Raw genomic sequence first — 15032 nt, forward strand, 5'->3', positions numbered from 1 at the left:
ACCGGGGGGGCGATCGTGGACACGCGGCGCGGACGTACGGACCGGCGGCGGTTCCTGCTGATCGCCGGCCTCCCGCTGCTGACCCTGGGCGGCGGCATGACGTACCTGCTGTGGCCGCAGCCCCACCGCATCCCGGTCCGCACCGACCTGGAACCTCTCGACGAGCGGTTTCGGCCGCATCTGGGCGAACTCACCGCCGCGCACTGGATGGGCTACGACATCGACGAGGAGGCGGGCGGCGGGCGGAGCCTGCCGAGCCCGGACTCCCGGATCCGGCTCGTCGGCGTCGCCCGCCTGGCGCCCGGGGGAGCGGCCGCGACCGTCGGCGCCCCCGGCCGCACCTTCACCTCGGCCGCGCCGTCCGCGCTGCCGCACGCGCTGGAGCCGTACCTGCCCGCCGCCGCGGCCTGGCGGGGCAGCCCGGAGTTCGACGCGTACGCGAACCGCGAGACGCCCGGCCCGCGCCCGTCGGGCACGTACCTCTTCGACACGGCGCGCGACCTCGTCTGCTTCGACCTGCTCTACCTCCATGTCTGACGGCGGGCGCCCGCTCCTCACGTGACGGCGGCCGCCCGTCGATGCGACCCCTTCCCAATTTTTGTAACAGGTTCTAGTGTGTCCGCCGCCGCCACGCCGACCGGCTGGACCGCGAGACTCCCGGAGGGGCCCGTGCACCTCGAATACACGCCTGAGCAGCAGCAGTTGCGCACCGAGCTGCGCGCCTACTTCGCCGAGCTGGTGCCGGACGACGTCCACGACCGCTACCGGGACCCGGCCGCGCAGAAGCGGTACTACCGGCAGACCATCCGCCGGCTCGGCGCCGACGGCTGGCTGGGGGTCGGCTGGCCCGAGGAGTACGGGGGCCGCGGGATGTCCCCGATGGACCAGTTCATCTTCTTCGACGAGGCCGCGCAGGCCGTCGTACCGCTGCCCCTGATGGCGCTCAACACGGTGGGGCCGACCCTCATGCAGTTCGGCACCGACGAGCAGAAGGCGTACTTCCTGCCCAAGATCCTCGCGGGGGAGATCGACTTCGCCATCGGCTACAGCGAGCCCGACGCCGGCACCGACCTCGCCGCGCTCAAGTGCAAGGCCGTGCGCGAGGGCGACGAGGAGAGCGGCACCTACGTCGTCAACGGGCAGAAGATCTGGACCACCAACGGAGACACCGCCGACTGGGTCTGGCTCGCCGTCCGCACCGACCCGGACGCCCCCGCGCACAAGGGCATCACCATGCTCCTGGTGCCGACCTCGGATCCCGGCTACTCCTGCACCCTCATCAACACCCTCGCCTCGCACGACACCACCGCCAGCTACTACGAGAACATCCGCGTCCCGGCGAACCGCCGCGTCGGCCAGGAGAACAAGGGCTGGCGGCTGATCACCAACCAGCTCAACCACGAACGCGTCACCCTCGCCGCGCACGGCACCATGGCCATCCGCGCCCTGCACGACGTCCAGCGCTGGGCCGCCGGGACGAAGCTCGCCGACGGCCGCCGGGTCATCGACCTCTCCTGGGTCCGCACCCGCCTCGCCCGCACCCACGCCCGGCTCGACGCGATGAAGCTGCTCAACTGGCAGATGGTGGGCGCGGTCCAGGAGGGCACCCTCACCCCGCAGGACGCCTCGGCGGTCAAGGTGTACGGCTCCGAGGCTCGCCGGGACGCGTACGCCTGGCTCATGGAGGTCGTCGGCGCGGCCGGCTCCCTCAAGGACGGCTCGGCGGGGGCGGTCCTGCACGGCGAACTGGAACGCGGCTACCGCAGCGCCGTGATCTTCACCTTCGGCGGCGGCAACAACGAGATCCAGCGGGAGATCATCTCCTGGATCGGCCTGGGCATGCCCCGCGTCCGCCGCTAGGCCGACACCCTGGGCCCGCCCGGTGCCTGGCCGGAATCCGCTGTGGCGCCGCCGCGCCGCGCTCGCGTACGGTTCCCTCCCCGGCTGGACGCACCAGCCGTACGGGCGGCCCGCACCGGCACCGCGCGGCGTCACCCGGCGCCTGCGCCTCACCGGACGCGTGCGGCGCAGCATTCCCGCAGGTCTACGCTGGAAGCGCCCGCCAGGTCACATCTTGAAAGCGATGCGTCACCTGGGCCCCGGGAGCCGCCCCTCGCCGTACACACTGCGCACATGAGCGGCCATACTGGACCGGCCGGGGAGGGCATAGCACGACGACGGGGGCGGCTTTAAGACATGGCGGAGTCCAGACTGATCCAGGGCCGGTACCGGTCGCTCGATCTGATCGGGCGCGGCGGCATGGGCGAAGTGTGGCGCGCCCGCGACGAATCGCTGGGCCGGCAGGTCGCCGTGAAGTGCCTCAAGCCGATCGGCGCCGAGCAGGACGCCCACTTCACCCAGGTGCTGCGCGAGCGGTTCCGGCGGGAGGCGCGCGTGGCCGCGTCCCTCCAGCACCGCGGGGTCACCGTCGTCCACGACTTCGGCGACGACAGCGCCTCGGGCGGCTGCCTGTACCTGGTGATGGAGCTCCTCGAAGGCCGCAACCTCAGTCAGCTCCTGGAGGACAACGACACCCGCCCGCTCCCCGTGGACGTGGTGGTCGACATCGCGGAGCAGATGGCCGCCGCCCTCGGCTACACCCACGACCAGGGCGTGGTCCACCGCGACCTGAAGCCCGCCAACATCATGCGGCTCACCGACGGCACCGTGAAGATCTGCGACTTCGGCATCGCCCGGCTCGCCCACGACATCGGCTTCACCGCAAAACTCACCGGCGGCGGCATGGCGATGGGCACCCCGCACTACATGTCGCCCGAGCAGATCGCGGGCGGCGAGGTCGACCACCGCAGCGACCTCTACTCCCTCGGCTGCGTCCTGTACGAGATCGCCACCGGCGCCCCGCCCTTCGACCTCGGCGACTCGTGGTCGGTGCTGGTGGGCCACCGCGACACCGCCCCCGTGCCCCCGCGCGAGCACCGGCCCGAACTGCCCGGCTACTTCGAGGAGGTGGTCCTGGACCTGCTCGCCAAGCGTCCGGAGGACCGCCCCGGCGACGCCCGCCACGTCCACCACCGGCTCGTCGAGGCACGCCTGGGACCGGGCGGGCTGCCGGGCGCCCAGGCCCCGCTGCCGGCATGGGCCCGCGGTATGACCGCCGGGCGCAAGGCCGGGATCGACGCCCGCCCGGCGAGCGGCGCGTGGGCCGTGCTCACCGGCTCGTGGACGGCCGCGCGTGCCAGCGGCGAGCACGCCGTGGTCCCCGCGATCGTCCGGCCCGAACCCACCGAGGACCCGCGGCTCACCGCGGCGTACGGCTTGCCGCGCCCCGCGGCCGCGCCCGCCCCCGGCGGCCCCGAGGCGCTCGCCGCCGACCACGCGCGCGCCTACGCCCTCAGCCGCGCGGGCCGGCCCGCGGACGCGCTCGCCGTGTACACCGCCGTGGCCGAGGGGCGCGCCCGCGTCCTCGGACCGGACCACGCCGACACCCTCGCGGCCCGCCAGGAGGCGGCGTACGAGATGGGCCGCCTCGGACGCCACCAGGAGGCGCACGACGTCTACCGCGCCGTGCTCGTCGCCCGCGAGCGGACCGTCGGGCCGCGCCACCCCGACACCCTGCGCTGCCGTCACAACCTGGCCTGCGCCCTGGGCGCGCTCGGCCGGTTCGCCGACGCCCACACCACCGCCGCCGAGGTTGCCGCCGACCGCGCGGCCGTCCTCGGAGCCGAGCACCCGGACACGCTGCTGACCCGGTACGAGGCGGCGTACGCGCTCGGCCGGCTGGAGCGCTGGGAGGAGGCCCTGGCCGCCTTCCACGAGGTCGCCGCCGTACGGGAACGGGTCCTGGGGCGCGACCACCCCGACACCCTGGCGGCGCGCTACGAGGTGGGCATCGCCCTCGGCCGCACCGGGCGCAGCGCCCAGGCCCTCGACCTGTTCCGGGCCCTGGTCCGCGACCGGACCCGCGCCTACGGGGCCACCGACCCGGAGACGCTGCGCGCCCGGCACGTCCTCGGCGTCAACCTCGGCCGCCTGGAGCGCTGGGAGGAGGCCGTGGCGGAGGCCCGACAGTTGGCCGCGGTGCGCGCCGAGGTGCTCGGCGCGGAGCACCCGGACACCCTGGTCAGCCGCCGCGAGCTCGCCGTCGGGCTCGGCCGGCTGGGCCGCTGGGAGGAGGCGCTGCCCCTCTACCGCGACCTCTCCGGCATCCGCGAGCGGTCCCTGGGCGACGACCATCCCGACACGGCGCGGGCCCACGCCGACGAGGCCTACTGTCTGGAGCGGCTCGGCCAGGTGTGCTACCAAGAGCCATGACGACCTTCGGGCGGGACGTGTACGACGACGTGATCGTGGGCGGTGGGCACAACGGCCTGGTGGCCGCCGCGTACCTCGCCCGGGCGGGCCGCTCCGTCCTGGTGCTGGAGCGGCTCGGGAACACAGGCGGGGCGGCGATCTCCAGCCGCCCCTTCGTGGGCCTCGACGCCCGCCTCTCGCGCTACTCCTACCTCGTCTCCCTGCTCCCGTCGAAGATCGTGCGCGACCTGGACCTGCGGTTCGCGGTCCGCAGGCGCACCGTCTCCTCGTACACGCCCGTCGAGCGCGACGGGCGCCCGGGCGGGCTGCTGGTCGGCGGCGGCGAGCAGCGCACCCGGGAGTCCTTCGCACGGCTGACCGGCTCGGACCGGGAGTACGAGAGCTGGCGCGCCTTCTACGCGACCACCGGGCAGGTCGCCCGGAAGGTGTTCCCGACCCTGACCGAGCCGTTGCCCACCCGGGACGAACTGCGGGCCCGGATCGACGACGCGGACGCGTGGCGGATGCTCTTCGAGGAGCCGCTGGGGCGCGCGGTGGAGCGGCACTTCGACGACGACCTGGTCCGCGGAGTGGTCCTCACCGACGGGCTGATCGGCACCTTCGCGGACGCGCACGACCCCTCGCTCGCGCAGAACCGCTGCTTCCTCTACCACGTCATCGGCGGCGGGACCGGGGACTGGGACGTGCCGGTCGGCGGCATGGGAGCCCTGACCGACGCCCTCGCGGCGGCCGCGCGGGCGGCCGGGGCGCAGATCGCCACCGGGCACGAGGTGCTGCGGATCGACACGGACGGGATCGCCCCCGCGGAGGTGGTGTTCCGTACGGCGACCGGGGAGGGACGGGTCGTCGGCCGCACGGTCCTGGTCAACGCCTCACCGCGGGCCCTGGCCGAACTCCTCGGCGAGGCACCGCCGCAGCGGGCCCCCGAAGGGGCCCAGCTCAAGGTCAACATGCTGCTGCGCCGGCTGCCGCGGCTGCGGGACACCGCCGTGGACCCGCGTGAGGCCTTCGGCGGCACCTTCCACATCGCCGAGGGGTACGCCGAGCTGGCCCGGGCCTACGCGGAGGCAGCCACCGGTGAACTGCCCTCCGTACCGCCCTCGGAGATCTACTGCCACTCGCTGACCGACCCCACGATCCTGGGGCCGGAGCTGGTGGAACAGGGCTACCAGACGCTCACGCTCTTCGGCCTGCACACCCCGGCCCGGCTCTTCGAGAAGGACAACCGGCAGGCTCGCGAGGTCCTGCTCACCGCCACCCTCGCGCAGCTCGACGCGCACCTGACCGAACCGCTCACGGACTGCCTGGCCTTCGACGCGGACGGCCGCCCGTGCATCGAGGCGAAGACCCCGCTGGACCTGGAACGCGACCTGCGGCTCCCCGGCGGCCACATCTTCCACCGCGACCTGTCCTGGCCCTACGCCGAATCGGGCGGCGGCCGGTGGGGCGTGGAGACCGCCCACCGCAACGTCCTGCTGTGCGGAGCGGGGGCGGTCCGCGGCGGCGGCGTCAGCGGGGTCCCCGGCCACAACGCGGCGATGGCGGTGCTGGGGCACTAGGCGCTGTCGTCAAGGCGGGGGCTATCCGACGGGGTCGATGACCACGATCGGGATCTCGCGGTCGGTCTTGGCCTGGTAGTCGTCGTACGCGGGCCAGTGGCGCAGCATCACCGGCCAGTACGCGGCGCGTTCGCCGGGGGTTGCCGTGCGGGCCGTGCCGTGGAGGGTCTCGGCGCCGACCTGGATGCGGACCTCGGGGTGTTCGGTGAGGTTCCGGTACCAGAGCGGGTGGGCGCCGTCGCCGCCGTTTGAGGCGACGAGGAGGTAACGGCCGTCGTCCTCACCGTAGATGAGGGGGGTGCGCACGGGGGCGCCGGAGACCCGGCCCACGGTGGTGAGCAGGAGCGTCTGGGTGCCGTTCCAGAACTGGCCCTCGGCGCCGTCGGAGGCCACGTACTGCCGGACGTGGTCCCGCTGCCAGCTTCCCGCCCTGGGGTCCTTCGGGTTGTCCCAGTCGATGTCGGTCGTCATGGGGCTCTGCCGCCTTCGTGTGGAACGGTCAACGACTCACGCGTGGGTGCCAACACCGGCGGACGCCGTTCCCATTCCGCCCGGGAGCGTGAATCCCTCGAAGAGGCCGTCCAGCGCCCGCAGGGAGACCCGGGCCGGGGTGGCGCGGACGGCGAGGTCGCGGACGGCCACCGCGAGCGGGTGGGTGAGGGCGGCGATCCGGCCCGCCCGGCGGGACCGGACGCGAAGGGCCTCGGTGCGGCCCCGGCGGGCCGCGCTGTAGGCGGCGAGGGCGGCCGGGACGTCCTCGGCGCCCCCTGCCTCCAGCACGTGGGCCAGGACGGCGGCGTCCTCGATGGCCTGGCAGCCGCCCTGGCCCAGGTTGGGGGTCATGGCGTGGGCCGCGTCGCCGAGCCAGGCGAGGCGCCCGTGGTGGAAGCGGGGAAGCGGGGCGGCCAGGTCGTACAGGTCGTGCTGGAGCACGGCCGCCGGGTCGATCCGCTCCAGCAGGGCCGGGATCGGGTCGTGCCAGGTGCCGTAGCGGCGCAGGAGTTCGGCGCGGACGTCGGCGGGGCGGTAGCCCTCGGGGACGACGGCGGTGGCGTAGAGGTAGACACGGCCGTCGGCGAGCGGGACGACGCCGAAGCGCTCGCCCCGGCCCCAGGTCTCAGCGGCCTGCGCCGCGGCGCGGCCGTCGCCGGCGGGCAGGACCGCCCGCCAGGCGGTCTCCCCGCTGTAGCGCAGGCCCGGGTGGTCCGGGAAGTACCGGCGGCGCAGGGGGCTGTTGAGCCCGTCGGCGGCCAGTACGAGATCGGCGCCGCCGAGGTCACCGGCCGGGGTACGGACCACCGGGGAGCCCTCGGCGTCGTCCACGGCCGTGACCGGGGCGCCGTACCGGATCGTGCCGTCGGGGAGCGCGGCGGCCAGCGCTGCGGCGAGGTCCGCGCGGTGCACGCCGAGCGGCGGACGGCCGTAACGGGAGGCCAGCGCGGCGGGGTCGGCGCGGTTCAGCCAGCGGCCGTCCGAGCGGCGCAGGCCCATCGCGGCCGGGACGGCGCGGCGCGCGGCGCCGGTGACGTCGAAGCCGATGGCGTCCAGGGCGCGCAGGCCGTTGGGGGCGAGGACGATCCCGGCGCCGGCGGCGGTCGGCCCGGGCGCCCGCTCGCAGACGGTGACCCGCCAGCCCCGGCGGTGCAGGGCCACGGCCGCCGAGAGCCCGCCGATCCCCGCGCCCGCCACGACCGCATGACGTTGAGACATGACACGCCCTCCCTGCCCGACACGACCCTCTACGCCTGTAGAGGACATGGCTTCACTCTACAGCGGTAGAGTGAGGCCATGTCCACCCCTGACCGCGGAACCGACCGCAGAACGCTGATCGCCGACACCGCGATCGACCTCGTGGCCGCCGCCGGGCTCCGGGGCCTGACCCACCGTGCGGTCGACGGGGCGGCGGGGCTGCCGACGGGTAGCACCTCGTACTACTTCCGTACGAGAGAGGCCCTGATCAGCGCCTGCTACCAGCGGCTGGCGGAGCGGGATCTCGACGACATCGGCGTCGGCCTCGGTGGTGGGGACGGTGGTGGAGGCGGTGCCCTCGACCGCGACGGCGACGGTCCGCCCGCGTTCGCGACGTTGGACCGGGAGGCGGCCGCGGCCGCGCTCGCCGCACTGCTGCACCGCTGGCTGACGGTGGGGCGCGAGCGCCAACTGGCACGCTACGAACTCAGCCTGGAGGCCGCCCGCAACCCGGCGTTGCAGCCCCAGCTGCACCGCGCGGGGCAGGAGGCCCGGATCCGGGCCGCGGGAATCCTCGCCGCGCTCGGGGCCGAGCGGCCGCGGGAGGCCGCCGAACTGCTGGTCGCCTGGACGGACGGGCTCCTCTACGACCGGCTGGCCGGGGCCCTCGCCCGCTCCCGTCCGGCCCCCGATCCGGCCGAACTGACCTCCGTAGCCCGCCGGATGATCGACGCGGCCCTCGCACCCGATCTAGTGCTGTGACCGGAAAGGTCCACCGGGTCGCGCCGCCCGGCACGGCACCTCGCTGCGTTGTCGGACCGCGCATGTACGTCCAGTACGAGCCGCGGGCCTCCGCCTTGCGATGCACCGCACCGGACAACACGACCCGGCGAACCTTCCCGGCCACAGCACTAGGATCCGCTCATGATCGCTGAATTGCAGTGCGTGGTCCTGGACTGCCCCCAGCCGCGGTCGCTCGCCGAGTTCTACGCGTCCCTGCTGGGCGGGGCCCTCGATCGGCCCGACCGGCGCTGGTCCGTCGACGAGGACTGGGCGACGCTCCACACCCCGTCGGGCCTGGTCCTCGCCTTCCAGCGTGCACCGGACCACCAGCCCCCGCGCTGGCCCGATCCGGCCCGGCCGCAGCAGTTCCACCTGGACTTCGGCGTCCCGGATCTGGACCGCGCGCAGGAGCAGGTGCTGGAGGCGGGCGCGACCCTGCTCGACGCGGGCCCGGACGACCGCGGCTGGCGGATCTACGCGGACCCGGCGGGACATCCCTTCTGCCTCGTCCGCCACTGAGCCGTCCCGGGCCACCCGGGCCGCCCCAGCCACCCGGGCAACGCCGGCCACCCGGGCAACGCCGGCCGCCCGGGCCACCCCGGCCGCCCCGGCCGCCCCAGTCACGCCGCCCGCCCGGCCCTCAGTCCGAGGACCGGGTCCAGCCGATGGCCTCGATGCGGGCGGCGTCGGCGGGGCGGTCCTCCGCGAAGAGGAGGCGGGCCGGTTCCGCCACCCGGACGACGTCGACGTAGATCCCCCGCCCGACGTAACGGCCGCTCGCGGTGTGGCGCAGCCGCAGCCGTACCTCGCGGCCTGCCCACGCGGCCGTGAGAGGGGCTTCGAGGCGGTGCCAGACGCGCCCCGACCAGCCGCCCACCGAGCCCCGCGGCCACGCCTCGGCGGCGCCGCCGGTGGAGCGCACGGTGCTGAAGGGCAGCGGCTCCCAGTGTTCCCCGTCGGGCGAGACCTCCAGGTGCAGGGCGCCCTCGCCGGGCACGGTGTCCCACCACACGGCGCACCGCAGGCGGGCGGCGGCCGTGGCCGGGGTGAGCGGCGGCAGGGTGAGGGTGCCCGAACCGCCCGGCCGGATCCCCGAGAACCAGGCCGACCCACCGTGCTTCGTGCGGACGGGGACGGCGCGGGCGAAGCGGTTGCCGACGGCGACGCGCGGCGCGCTGCCGGCCCGCCAGGTGCGTACGGGGTGCACGGAGTTGCCGAGGAGGACGAGGAAGGAGTCGGTGGAGGGGTCCAGGACGAGGGAGGTGCCGGTGAAGCCGGTGTGGCCGGCGGAGTGCGGGGTGGCCATGGCGCCCATGTACCAGTGCTGGTAGAGCTCGAAGCCGAGGCCGTGGTCATCGCCGGGGAAGGCCGTGTTGTAGTCCGTGAAGAGCAGTTCGACGGAGGCGGGGCGCAGGATGCGGCGGCCCGCGTACGCCCCGCCGTCCAGCAGGGTGCGGGCCAGGACGGCCAGGTCCCAGGCGGTGCCGAAGACTCCGGCGTGCCCCGCCACCCCGCCGAGGGCGTACGCGTTCTCGTCGTGGACCTCGCCCCACACCAGCCCGCGGTCCAGGCCCGACCAGGGCGGGCGCTGCACCTCCGTGGCGGCGGTGACCCGGCGCCAGGAGAGCGGTGGGTTGTACCGTGTGCGGTGCATCCCGAGCGGAGCGGTGATCTCGTCGTGGAGCAGGACGTCGAGCGTGCGGCCGGTGATCTGTTCCAGGAGCAGCTGGAGCGCGATCAGGTTCAGGTCGGAGTAGCGGTAGACGGTTCCGGGAGTCTCCTGCGGCCGCACCGACCACAACAGCCTCAACTGCCCCTCGCGTGTGGACTCCTGATAGAAGGGCGCCCACGAGCGCAGCCCCGAGGTGTGGGTGAGCAGCTGACGGACCGTGATCAGCTCTTTGCCGCCCCCGGTGAAGGATGGAAGGTACCGGGTCACCGGAGCCTCCAGCTCCAGGCGCCCCCGCTCCATCTGCTGGACGGCCAGGATGGAGGTGAACAGCTTGGTCAGCGAGGCCAGGTCGAAGACCGTGTCCTCGGCCATGGCGATCCGCTCGGCCGCCGGGAACTCCCGGACCCGGTCGGTGCGCCCGTCGTAGTCCGCGTACCGTACGGCGTCACCCATGGCGCGGTGCAGTGCGACGGTGCTGCCGCGCCCGGCGAGGACCACCGCCCCGGCGAAGTAAGGGTGTTCGGGGGAGGGGCCCAGGAACCGCCGGGCCTCCTGCGCGACGCCCTCCAGGTGTTCCTCCAGCAGCCCGGCCTGGCGTGCGGACCCGTACCGCAGGCGCAGTCCCTGGAGCGCGCGCCGCTCGGCCGGGGTGTGGCCCGCCGCTCCGGCGCCGGCGCCGGGCAGTGCGGCGTGCAGGACGAGCACCCCGCCGAGCGCGAGCAGCCGCGCGCCGAGCCTGCGGCGGCTCGGCCCGTGCCCGTGCGCGGCTGCCGCTCCTTCATCCGCCTGGCCCTCGGCCCCCGTGCCTGCTGCCATGTCCGGCCCTCCTGTCTCCTGTCCGAGCCGGCCTGCGGCGCCGTTCCCGGGGCTCCGCCCGGACCCCGCGCCTCAAGCGCCGGCGAGGCTGAATGTGCTCGCCGCGCCGTTTCCCGGGCTGGCGTCGCCCCGGAACCGGCGCTTCGAACCCCGCGGCCACCAGTGGAAGGTGCGCCGGCGAGGCTGGTCTCGCGCACGCTAGTGGGTATCTGCCCGTCCGGCGGCGCCGTCCTCCCCGCCCGGCCCGTAAACAATCTGACACTGCATCAGAAAATCTCTTCCCTCGGCCGCCGGGCTGCGGCATCCTGCCGCCCATGGAGACGGAGCTGAGCAAGAAACTGGGAGTCGAGCACGCCATCTTCGGCTTCACGCCCTTCCCGGCGGTCGCCGCCGCCCTCACCCGCGCGGGCGGATTCGGCGTCCTCGGCGCCGTCCGCTACACCGCCCCCGACGACCTCAGGCGCGACCTCGACTGGATGCAGGCGCACACCGACGGCAAGCCCTACGGCCTCGACGTCGTCATGCCCGCCAAGAAGGCCGTCGACGGCATCAGCGAAGCCGACATCGAGGCGATGATCCCGGCCGGACACCGCGCCTTCGTCCGCGACACCCTCGCCAAGCACCACGTGCCCGAGCTCGCCGAGGGCGAGGCCTCCGGCTGGCGGATCACCGGCTGGATGGAGCAGGTCGCCCGCAATCAGCTCGACGTCGCCTTCGACTACCCCGTCAAACTCCTCGCGAACGCCCTCGGTTCCCCGCCCGCCGACGTCATCGCGCGCGCCCACGACCACGGTGTGCTCGTCGCCGCCCTCGCCGGCAGCGCCAAACACGCCCGCCGGCACGCCGAAGCAGGCATCGACATCGTCGTCGCCCAGGGCTACGAGGCCGGCGGCCACACCGGCGACATCGCCACCATGGTCCTGGTCCCCGAGATCGTCGAAGCCGTCGCCCCGCTGCCGGTCCTCGCCGCGGGCGGGATCGGCAGCGGCGAGCAGGTCGCCGCCGCGCTCGCCCTCGGCGCCCAGGGCGCCTGGCTCGGCTCCCTCTGGCTCACGACCACCGAGGCGGACCTGCACTCCCGCGCCCTCACCGAGAAGCTGCTCGCCGCGGGCTCCGGCGACACCGTCCGCTCCCGCGCCCTCACCGGCAAACCCGCCCGCCAGCTGCGCACCGAGTGGACCGACGCCTGGGACGACCCGGCGGGCCCCGGCGCGCTCCCCATGCCCCTGCAAGGGCTGCTCGTCGCCGAGGCCGTCTCCCGGATCCAGAAGTACGAGGTCCAGCCGCTGCTCGGCACCCCCGTCGGCCAGATCGTCGGCAAGATGACCTCCGAACGCAGCGTCCAGGCCGTCTTCGACGAGCTCACCACCGGGTTCGAGCGCGCCGTCGACCGCATCAACCGCATCGCCGGCCGAGCCCGGGAGGAGGCGTGAGCGCCATGACCGAGGACCAGCGGCCGAACGGATTCTGGGCCCAGGCCGCCGCCGACCCCGACCGGACCGTCCTGGTCACCCCCGAGGGCGAGGAGTGGAGCGCGGGCCGGCTGCACGCCGAAGTCAACCGCCTCGTCCACGGCCTGCGCGCGGCCGGGATGACGAAGGGCGACGTCTTCGCCGTGGTCCTCCCCAACGGCGTCCCGTTCCTCACCGCCTACCTCGCCGCCTCCCAGGCCGGCTTCTACCTGGTGCCCGTCAACCACCACCTCGTCGGCCCCGAGATCGCCTGGATCGTCTCCGACTCCGGCGCCAAGGTCCTCATCGCCCACGAGCGCTTCGCCGACGCCGCCACCGCCGCGGCCGACGAGGCGGACCTGCCCGCGAGCCACCGCTACGCCGTCGGAGCGGTCCCGGGCTTCCGCCCGTACGGGGAACTCCTCGACGGCCGGCCCGGCACGCCGCCCGAGGACCGCACCCTGGGCTGGGTCATGAACTACACCTCCGGCACCACCGGCCGCCCGCGCGGGATCCGCCGCCCGCTGCCCGGCAAGCCCCCGGAGGAGACGTACCTCGGCGGCTTCCTCGGCATCTTCGGCATCCGGCCCTTCGACGGCAACGTCCACCTGGTGTGCTCGCCGCTCTACCACACGGCCGTCCTCCAGTTCGCGGGCGCCGCCCTGCACATCGGGCATCCGCTGGTCCTGATGGACAAGTGGACGCCGCAGGAGATGCTGCGCCTGATCGACGAGCACGCCTGCACGCACACCCACATGGTGCCCACCCAGTTCCACCGGCTCCTCGCGCTCCCGCAGGAGACGAAGGACGCGTACGACGTCTCCTCGATGCGGCACGCCATCCACGGCGCCGCGCCCTGCCCCGACCACGTGAAGCGGGCGATGATCGACTGGTGGGGCGGCTGTGTGGAGGAGTACTACGCGGCGAGTGAGGGCGGCGGCGCCTTCGCGACGGCGGAGGACTGGCTGAAGAAGCCGGGAACCGTCGGCAAGGCCTGGCCGATCAGCGAACTCGCCGTCTTTGACGACGACGGGAACCGGCTGCCCGCGGGCGAACTGGGCACGGTGTACATGAAGATGAGGACCGGCGGTTTCAGCTACCACAAGGACGAGGACAAGACGAGGAAGAACCGCATCGGCGACTTCTTCACCGTCGGCGACCTCGGACTGATGGACGAAGAGGGCTACCTCTTCCTGCGCGACCGCAAGATCGACATGATCATTTCGGGCGGGGTCAACATCTACCCCGCCGAGATCGAGTCGGCCCTGCTCACCCATCCGGCGGTCGCGGACGCCGCCGCCTTCGGGATCCCGCACGCCGACTGGGGCGAGGAGGTCAAGGCCGTCATCGAACCGGCCGAGGGCTTCGCCGCGGGCGACGCCCTGGCCGCGGAGATCCTGCACCACTGCGAGCGGCGGCTCGCCGCCTACAAGCGCCCGCGCACGGTCGACTTCATCGAGACGATGCCGCGCGACCCGAACGGCAAGCTGTACAAGCGCCGGCTGCGCGACCCGTACTGGGAGGGCCGCGAGCGCGCGATGTGACGGCGTACGGGGGTACGGGCGTACGGGCCCGGCCGCCGCGCCCGGGGCGTCCGTGAGGAAGGCCACGTCAGCTGCCCGGAGGCGCGTGGTGCGCCGCACCGGAGGGACAGTTCTGGCACGTTGGCTGATATGAGGACGGAAACGCGCAGATCACCCCTGACCGACTGGACGGTCTTGGTCCCCGTGGGGGCGCTCGTCGCGCTCGCCTTCAGCTGGGGACGCGCGTTGCCCCCGTTCGCGGTGGCGCTCGTCGCGCTCTGCCTCGCGGGCGCGGTGCTGGCGGCCGTCCACCATGCCGAGGTCGTCGCCCACCGGGTCGGCGAGCCCTTCGGATCCCTCGTCCTGGCCGTCGCCGTCACCGTCATCGAAGTGGCCCTCATCGTCACCCTGATGGCCGACGGCGGCGACGAGACCTCCTCGCTCGCCCGGGACACCGTCTTCGCCGCCGTCATGATCACCTGCAACGGGATCGTCGGCCTGTCCCTGCTCGTCGGCGCCCTGCGCAACCGGGTGGCCGTCTTCAACGCCGAGGGCTCCGGAGCGGCCCTCGCCACCGTCGCGACCCTCGCCGTCCTCAGCCTGGTCCTGCCGACCTTCACCACGAGCAGGCCCGGCCCGGAGTTCTCCACCGCCCAGCTCACCTTCGCGGCCGTCGCCTCGCTCGCCCTGTACGGCCTGTTCATCGCCGTCCAGACGGTCCGCCACCGGGACTACTTCCTGCCCGTGGCCACCCAGCCGCGCCCCGGCGCCCCGGAGGACCCGGACGCCCACGCCGCGCCGCCCACCGCCCGCGCCGCACTGATCAGCGTCGGCCTGCTGCTGGTCGCGCTCGCCGCGGTGGTCGGAAACGCCAAGGCCGTGTCCCCGACCATCGAGAAGGGCGTGGCCGACGCCGGCCTGCCGCACGCCGTCGTCGGTGTGATCATCGCCCTGCTCGTCCTGCTGCCCGAGACCCTGGCCGCGGTCCGGGCCGCCCGCCGCGACCGCGTCCAGACCAGCCTCAACCTGGCCTACGGCTCCGCCATCGCCAGCATCGGCCTCACCATCCCGGCCATCGCCCTGGCCTCGGTCTGGCTGTCCGGCCCGCTGCTGCTGGGCCTCGGCCCCATCCACATGGTGCTGCTCGCCCTGACCGTCGTGGTCAGCGCCCTTACCATCGCGCCGGGCCGGGCCACCCTGCTCCAGGGCGGTGTGCACCTCGTCCTGCTGGCCGCCTACCTCCTCCTGGCCGTCAGCCCGTGAGCCG

Annotated in this window: 12 protein-coding genes; 9 read left to right on the plus strand and 3 right to left on the minus strand. The window is 74.1% G+C overall.

Features of this window, described 5'->3' with window-relative positions; translation table 11 throughout:
- Positions 1-15 precede the first annotated feature (15 nt).
- The 4 genes from AC07DU_RS01975 (at position 16) to AC07DU_RS01990 (ending at position 5831) form a co-directional block, all read left to right on the plus strand.
- A complete protein-coding gene (locus AC07DU_RS01975) occupies positions 16-537 on the plus strand; it encodes a hypothetical protein (RefSeq protein ID WP_479109103.1) in 522 nt (173 codons plus the stop codon).
- 132 nt (positions 538-669) lie between these two features.
- Complete coding sequence (locus AC07DU_RS01980) at positions 670-1860, plus strand: acyl-CoA dehydrogenase family protein (protein WP_360900358.1); 1191 nt, start codon at positions 670-672, stop codon at positions 1858-1860.
- Between the two features lie 336 nt (positions 1861-2196).
- The gene (locus AC07DU_RS01985) at positions 2197-4272 is read left to right on the plus strand and encodes a serine/threonine-protein kinase (RefSeq protein WP_479109105.1); all 2076 of its coding nucleotides are present in this window, start codon (positions 2197-2199) and stop codon (positions 4270-4272) included.
- Positions 4269-5831 (plus strand): phytoene desaturase family protein, encoded by a 1563-nt coding sequence (locus AC07DU_RS01990; protein ID WP_453371115.1) that lies wholly within the window; start codon positions 4269-4271, stop codon positions 5829-5831. Before AC07DU_RS01985 ends, AC07DU_RS01990 begins: the two co-directional genes overlap by 4 nt.
- 21 nt (positions 5832-5852) lie before the next feature.
- Here AC07DU_RS01990 and AC07DU_RS01995 read toward each other — a convergent pair whose 3' ends face one another.
- A complete protein-coding gene (locus AC07DU_RS01995; protein ID WP_453371114.1) occupies positions 5853-6302 on the minus strand; it encodes a nitroreductase family deazaflavin-dependent oxidoreductase in 450 nt (149 codons plus the stop codon).
- Between the two features lie 36 nt (positions 6303-6338).
- Positions 6339-7541: an FAD-dependent monooxygenase gene (locus AC07DU_RS02000; RefSeq protein ID WP_479109107.1), complete on the minus strand. Its 1203-nt coding sequence runs from the start codon at positions 7539-7541 to the stop codon at positions 6339-6341.
- Positions 7542-7619: 78 nt separating this feature from the next.
- Between AC07DU_RS02000 and AC07DU_RS02005 the strand changes: the two genes are divergently transcribed.
- Together AC07DU_RS02005 and AC07DU_RS02010 are read left to right on the plus strand one after the other, a co-directional pair.
- The gene (locus tag AC07DU_RS02005; RefSeq protein WP_479109109.1) at positions 7620-8282 is read left to right on the plus strand and encodes a TetR/AcrR family transcriptional regulator; all 663 of its coding nucleotides are present in this window, start codon (positions 7620-7622) and stop codon (positions 8280-8282) included.
- Between the two features lie 162 nt (positions 8283-8444).
- The gene (locus tag AC07DU_RS02010; RefSeq protein WP_479109111.1) at positions 8445-8822 is read left to right on the plus strand and encodes a VOC family protein; all 378 of its coding nucleotides are present in this window, start codon (positions 8445-8447) and stop codon (positions 8820-8822) included.
- Positions 8823-8943: 121 nt separating this feature from the next.
- On the opposite strand, the gene AC07DU_RS02015 is transcribed toward AC07DU_RS02010, so the two are convergent.
- On the minus strand, positions 8944-10791 hold the full coding sequence (locus AC07DU_RS02015; RefSeq protein ID WP_479109113.1) for a serine hydrolase domain-containing protein: 1848 nt from the start codon (positions 10789-10791) through the stop codon (positions 8944-8946).
- Positions 10792-11105: 314 nt separating this feature from the next.
- Here AC07DU_RS02015 and AC07DU_RS02020 point away from each other — a divergent pair, with 314 nt between their 5' ends.
- The 3 genes from AC07DU_RS02020 to AC07DU_RS02030 all read left to right on the plus strand — a co-directional run bounded on the left by AC07DU_RS02020 (position 11106) and on the right by AC07DU_RS02030 (position 15028).
- Positions 11106-12224: a nitronate monooxygenase gene (locus AC07DU_RS02020; RefSeq protein WP_479030496.1), complete on the plus strand. Its 1119-nt coding sequence runs from the start codon at positions 11106-11108 to the stop codon at positions 12222-12224.
- 5 nt (positions 12225-12229) lie between these two features.
- Positions 12230-13786 (plus strand): acyl-CoA synthetase, encoded by a 1557-nt coding sequence (locus AC07DU_RS02025; RefSeq protein WP_360900386.1) that lies wholly within the window; start codon positions 12230-12232, stop codon positions 13784-13786.
- 129 nt (positions 13787-13915) lie between these two features.
- Positions 13916-15028 carry a calcium:cation antiporter gene (locus AC07DU_RS02030; protein WP_479109115.1) on the plus strand — a complete coding sequence of 371 codons (1113 nt, stop codon included), beginning with the start codon at positions 13916-13918 and terminating at the stop codon, positions 15026-15028.
- Positions 15029-15032: the final 4 nt, after the last annotated feature.

The organism is Streptomyces sp. NPDC045695 (genome assembly GCF_056432025.1).

Coding starts and splice junctions, on each gene's coding strand:
- AC07DU_RS01985 (WP_479109105.1), top strand. CDS start 2,197: ATGGCGGAGTCCAGACTGATCCAGGGCCGGTACCGGTCGCTCGATCTG.
- AC07DU_RS01990 (WP_453371115.1), top strand. CDS start 4,269: ATGACGACCTTCGGGCGGGACGTGTACGACGACGTGATCGTGGGCGGT.
- AC07DU_RS01995 (WP_453371114.1), bottom strand. CDS start 6,302: ATGACGACCGACATCGACTGGGACAACCCGAAGGACCCCAGGGCGGGA.
- AC07DU_RS02000 (WP_479109107.1), bottom strand. CDS start 7,541: ATGTCTCAACGTCATGCGGTCGTGGCGGGCGCGGGGATCGGCGGGCTC.
- AC07DU_RS02005 (WP_479109109.1), top strand. CDS start 7,620: ATGTCCACCCCTGACCGCGGAACCGACCGCAGAACGCTGATCGCCGAC.
- AC07DU_RS02010 (WP_479109111.1), top strand. CDS start 8,445: ATGATCGCTGAATTGCAGTGCGTGGTCCTGGACTGCCCCCAGCCGCGG.
- AC07DU_RS02015 (WP_479109113.1), bottom strand. CDS start 10,791: ATGGCAGCAGGCACGGGGGCCGAGGGCCAGGCGGATGAAGGAGCGGCA.
- AC07DU_RS02020 (WP_479030496.1), top strand. CDS start 11,106: ATGGAGACGGAGCTGAGCAAGAAACTGGGAGTCGAGCACGCCATCTTC.
- AC07DU_RS02025 (WP_360900386.1), top strand. CDS start 12,230: ATGACCGAGGACCAGCGGCCGAACGGATTCTGGGCCCAGGCCGCCGCC.
- AC07DU_RS02030 (WP_479109115.1), top strand. CDS start 13,916: ATGAGGACGGAAACGCGCAGATCACCCCTGACCGACTGGACGGTCTTG.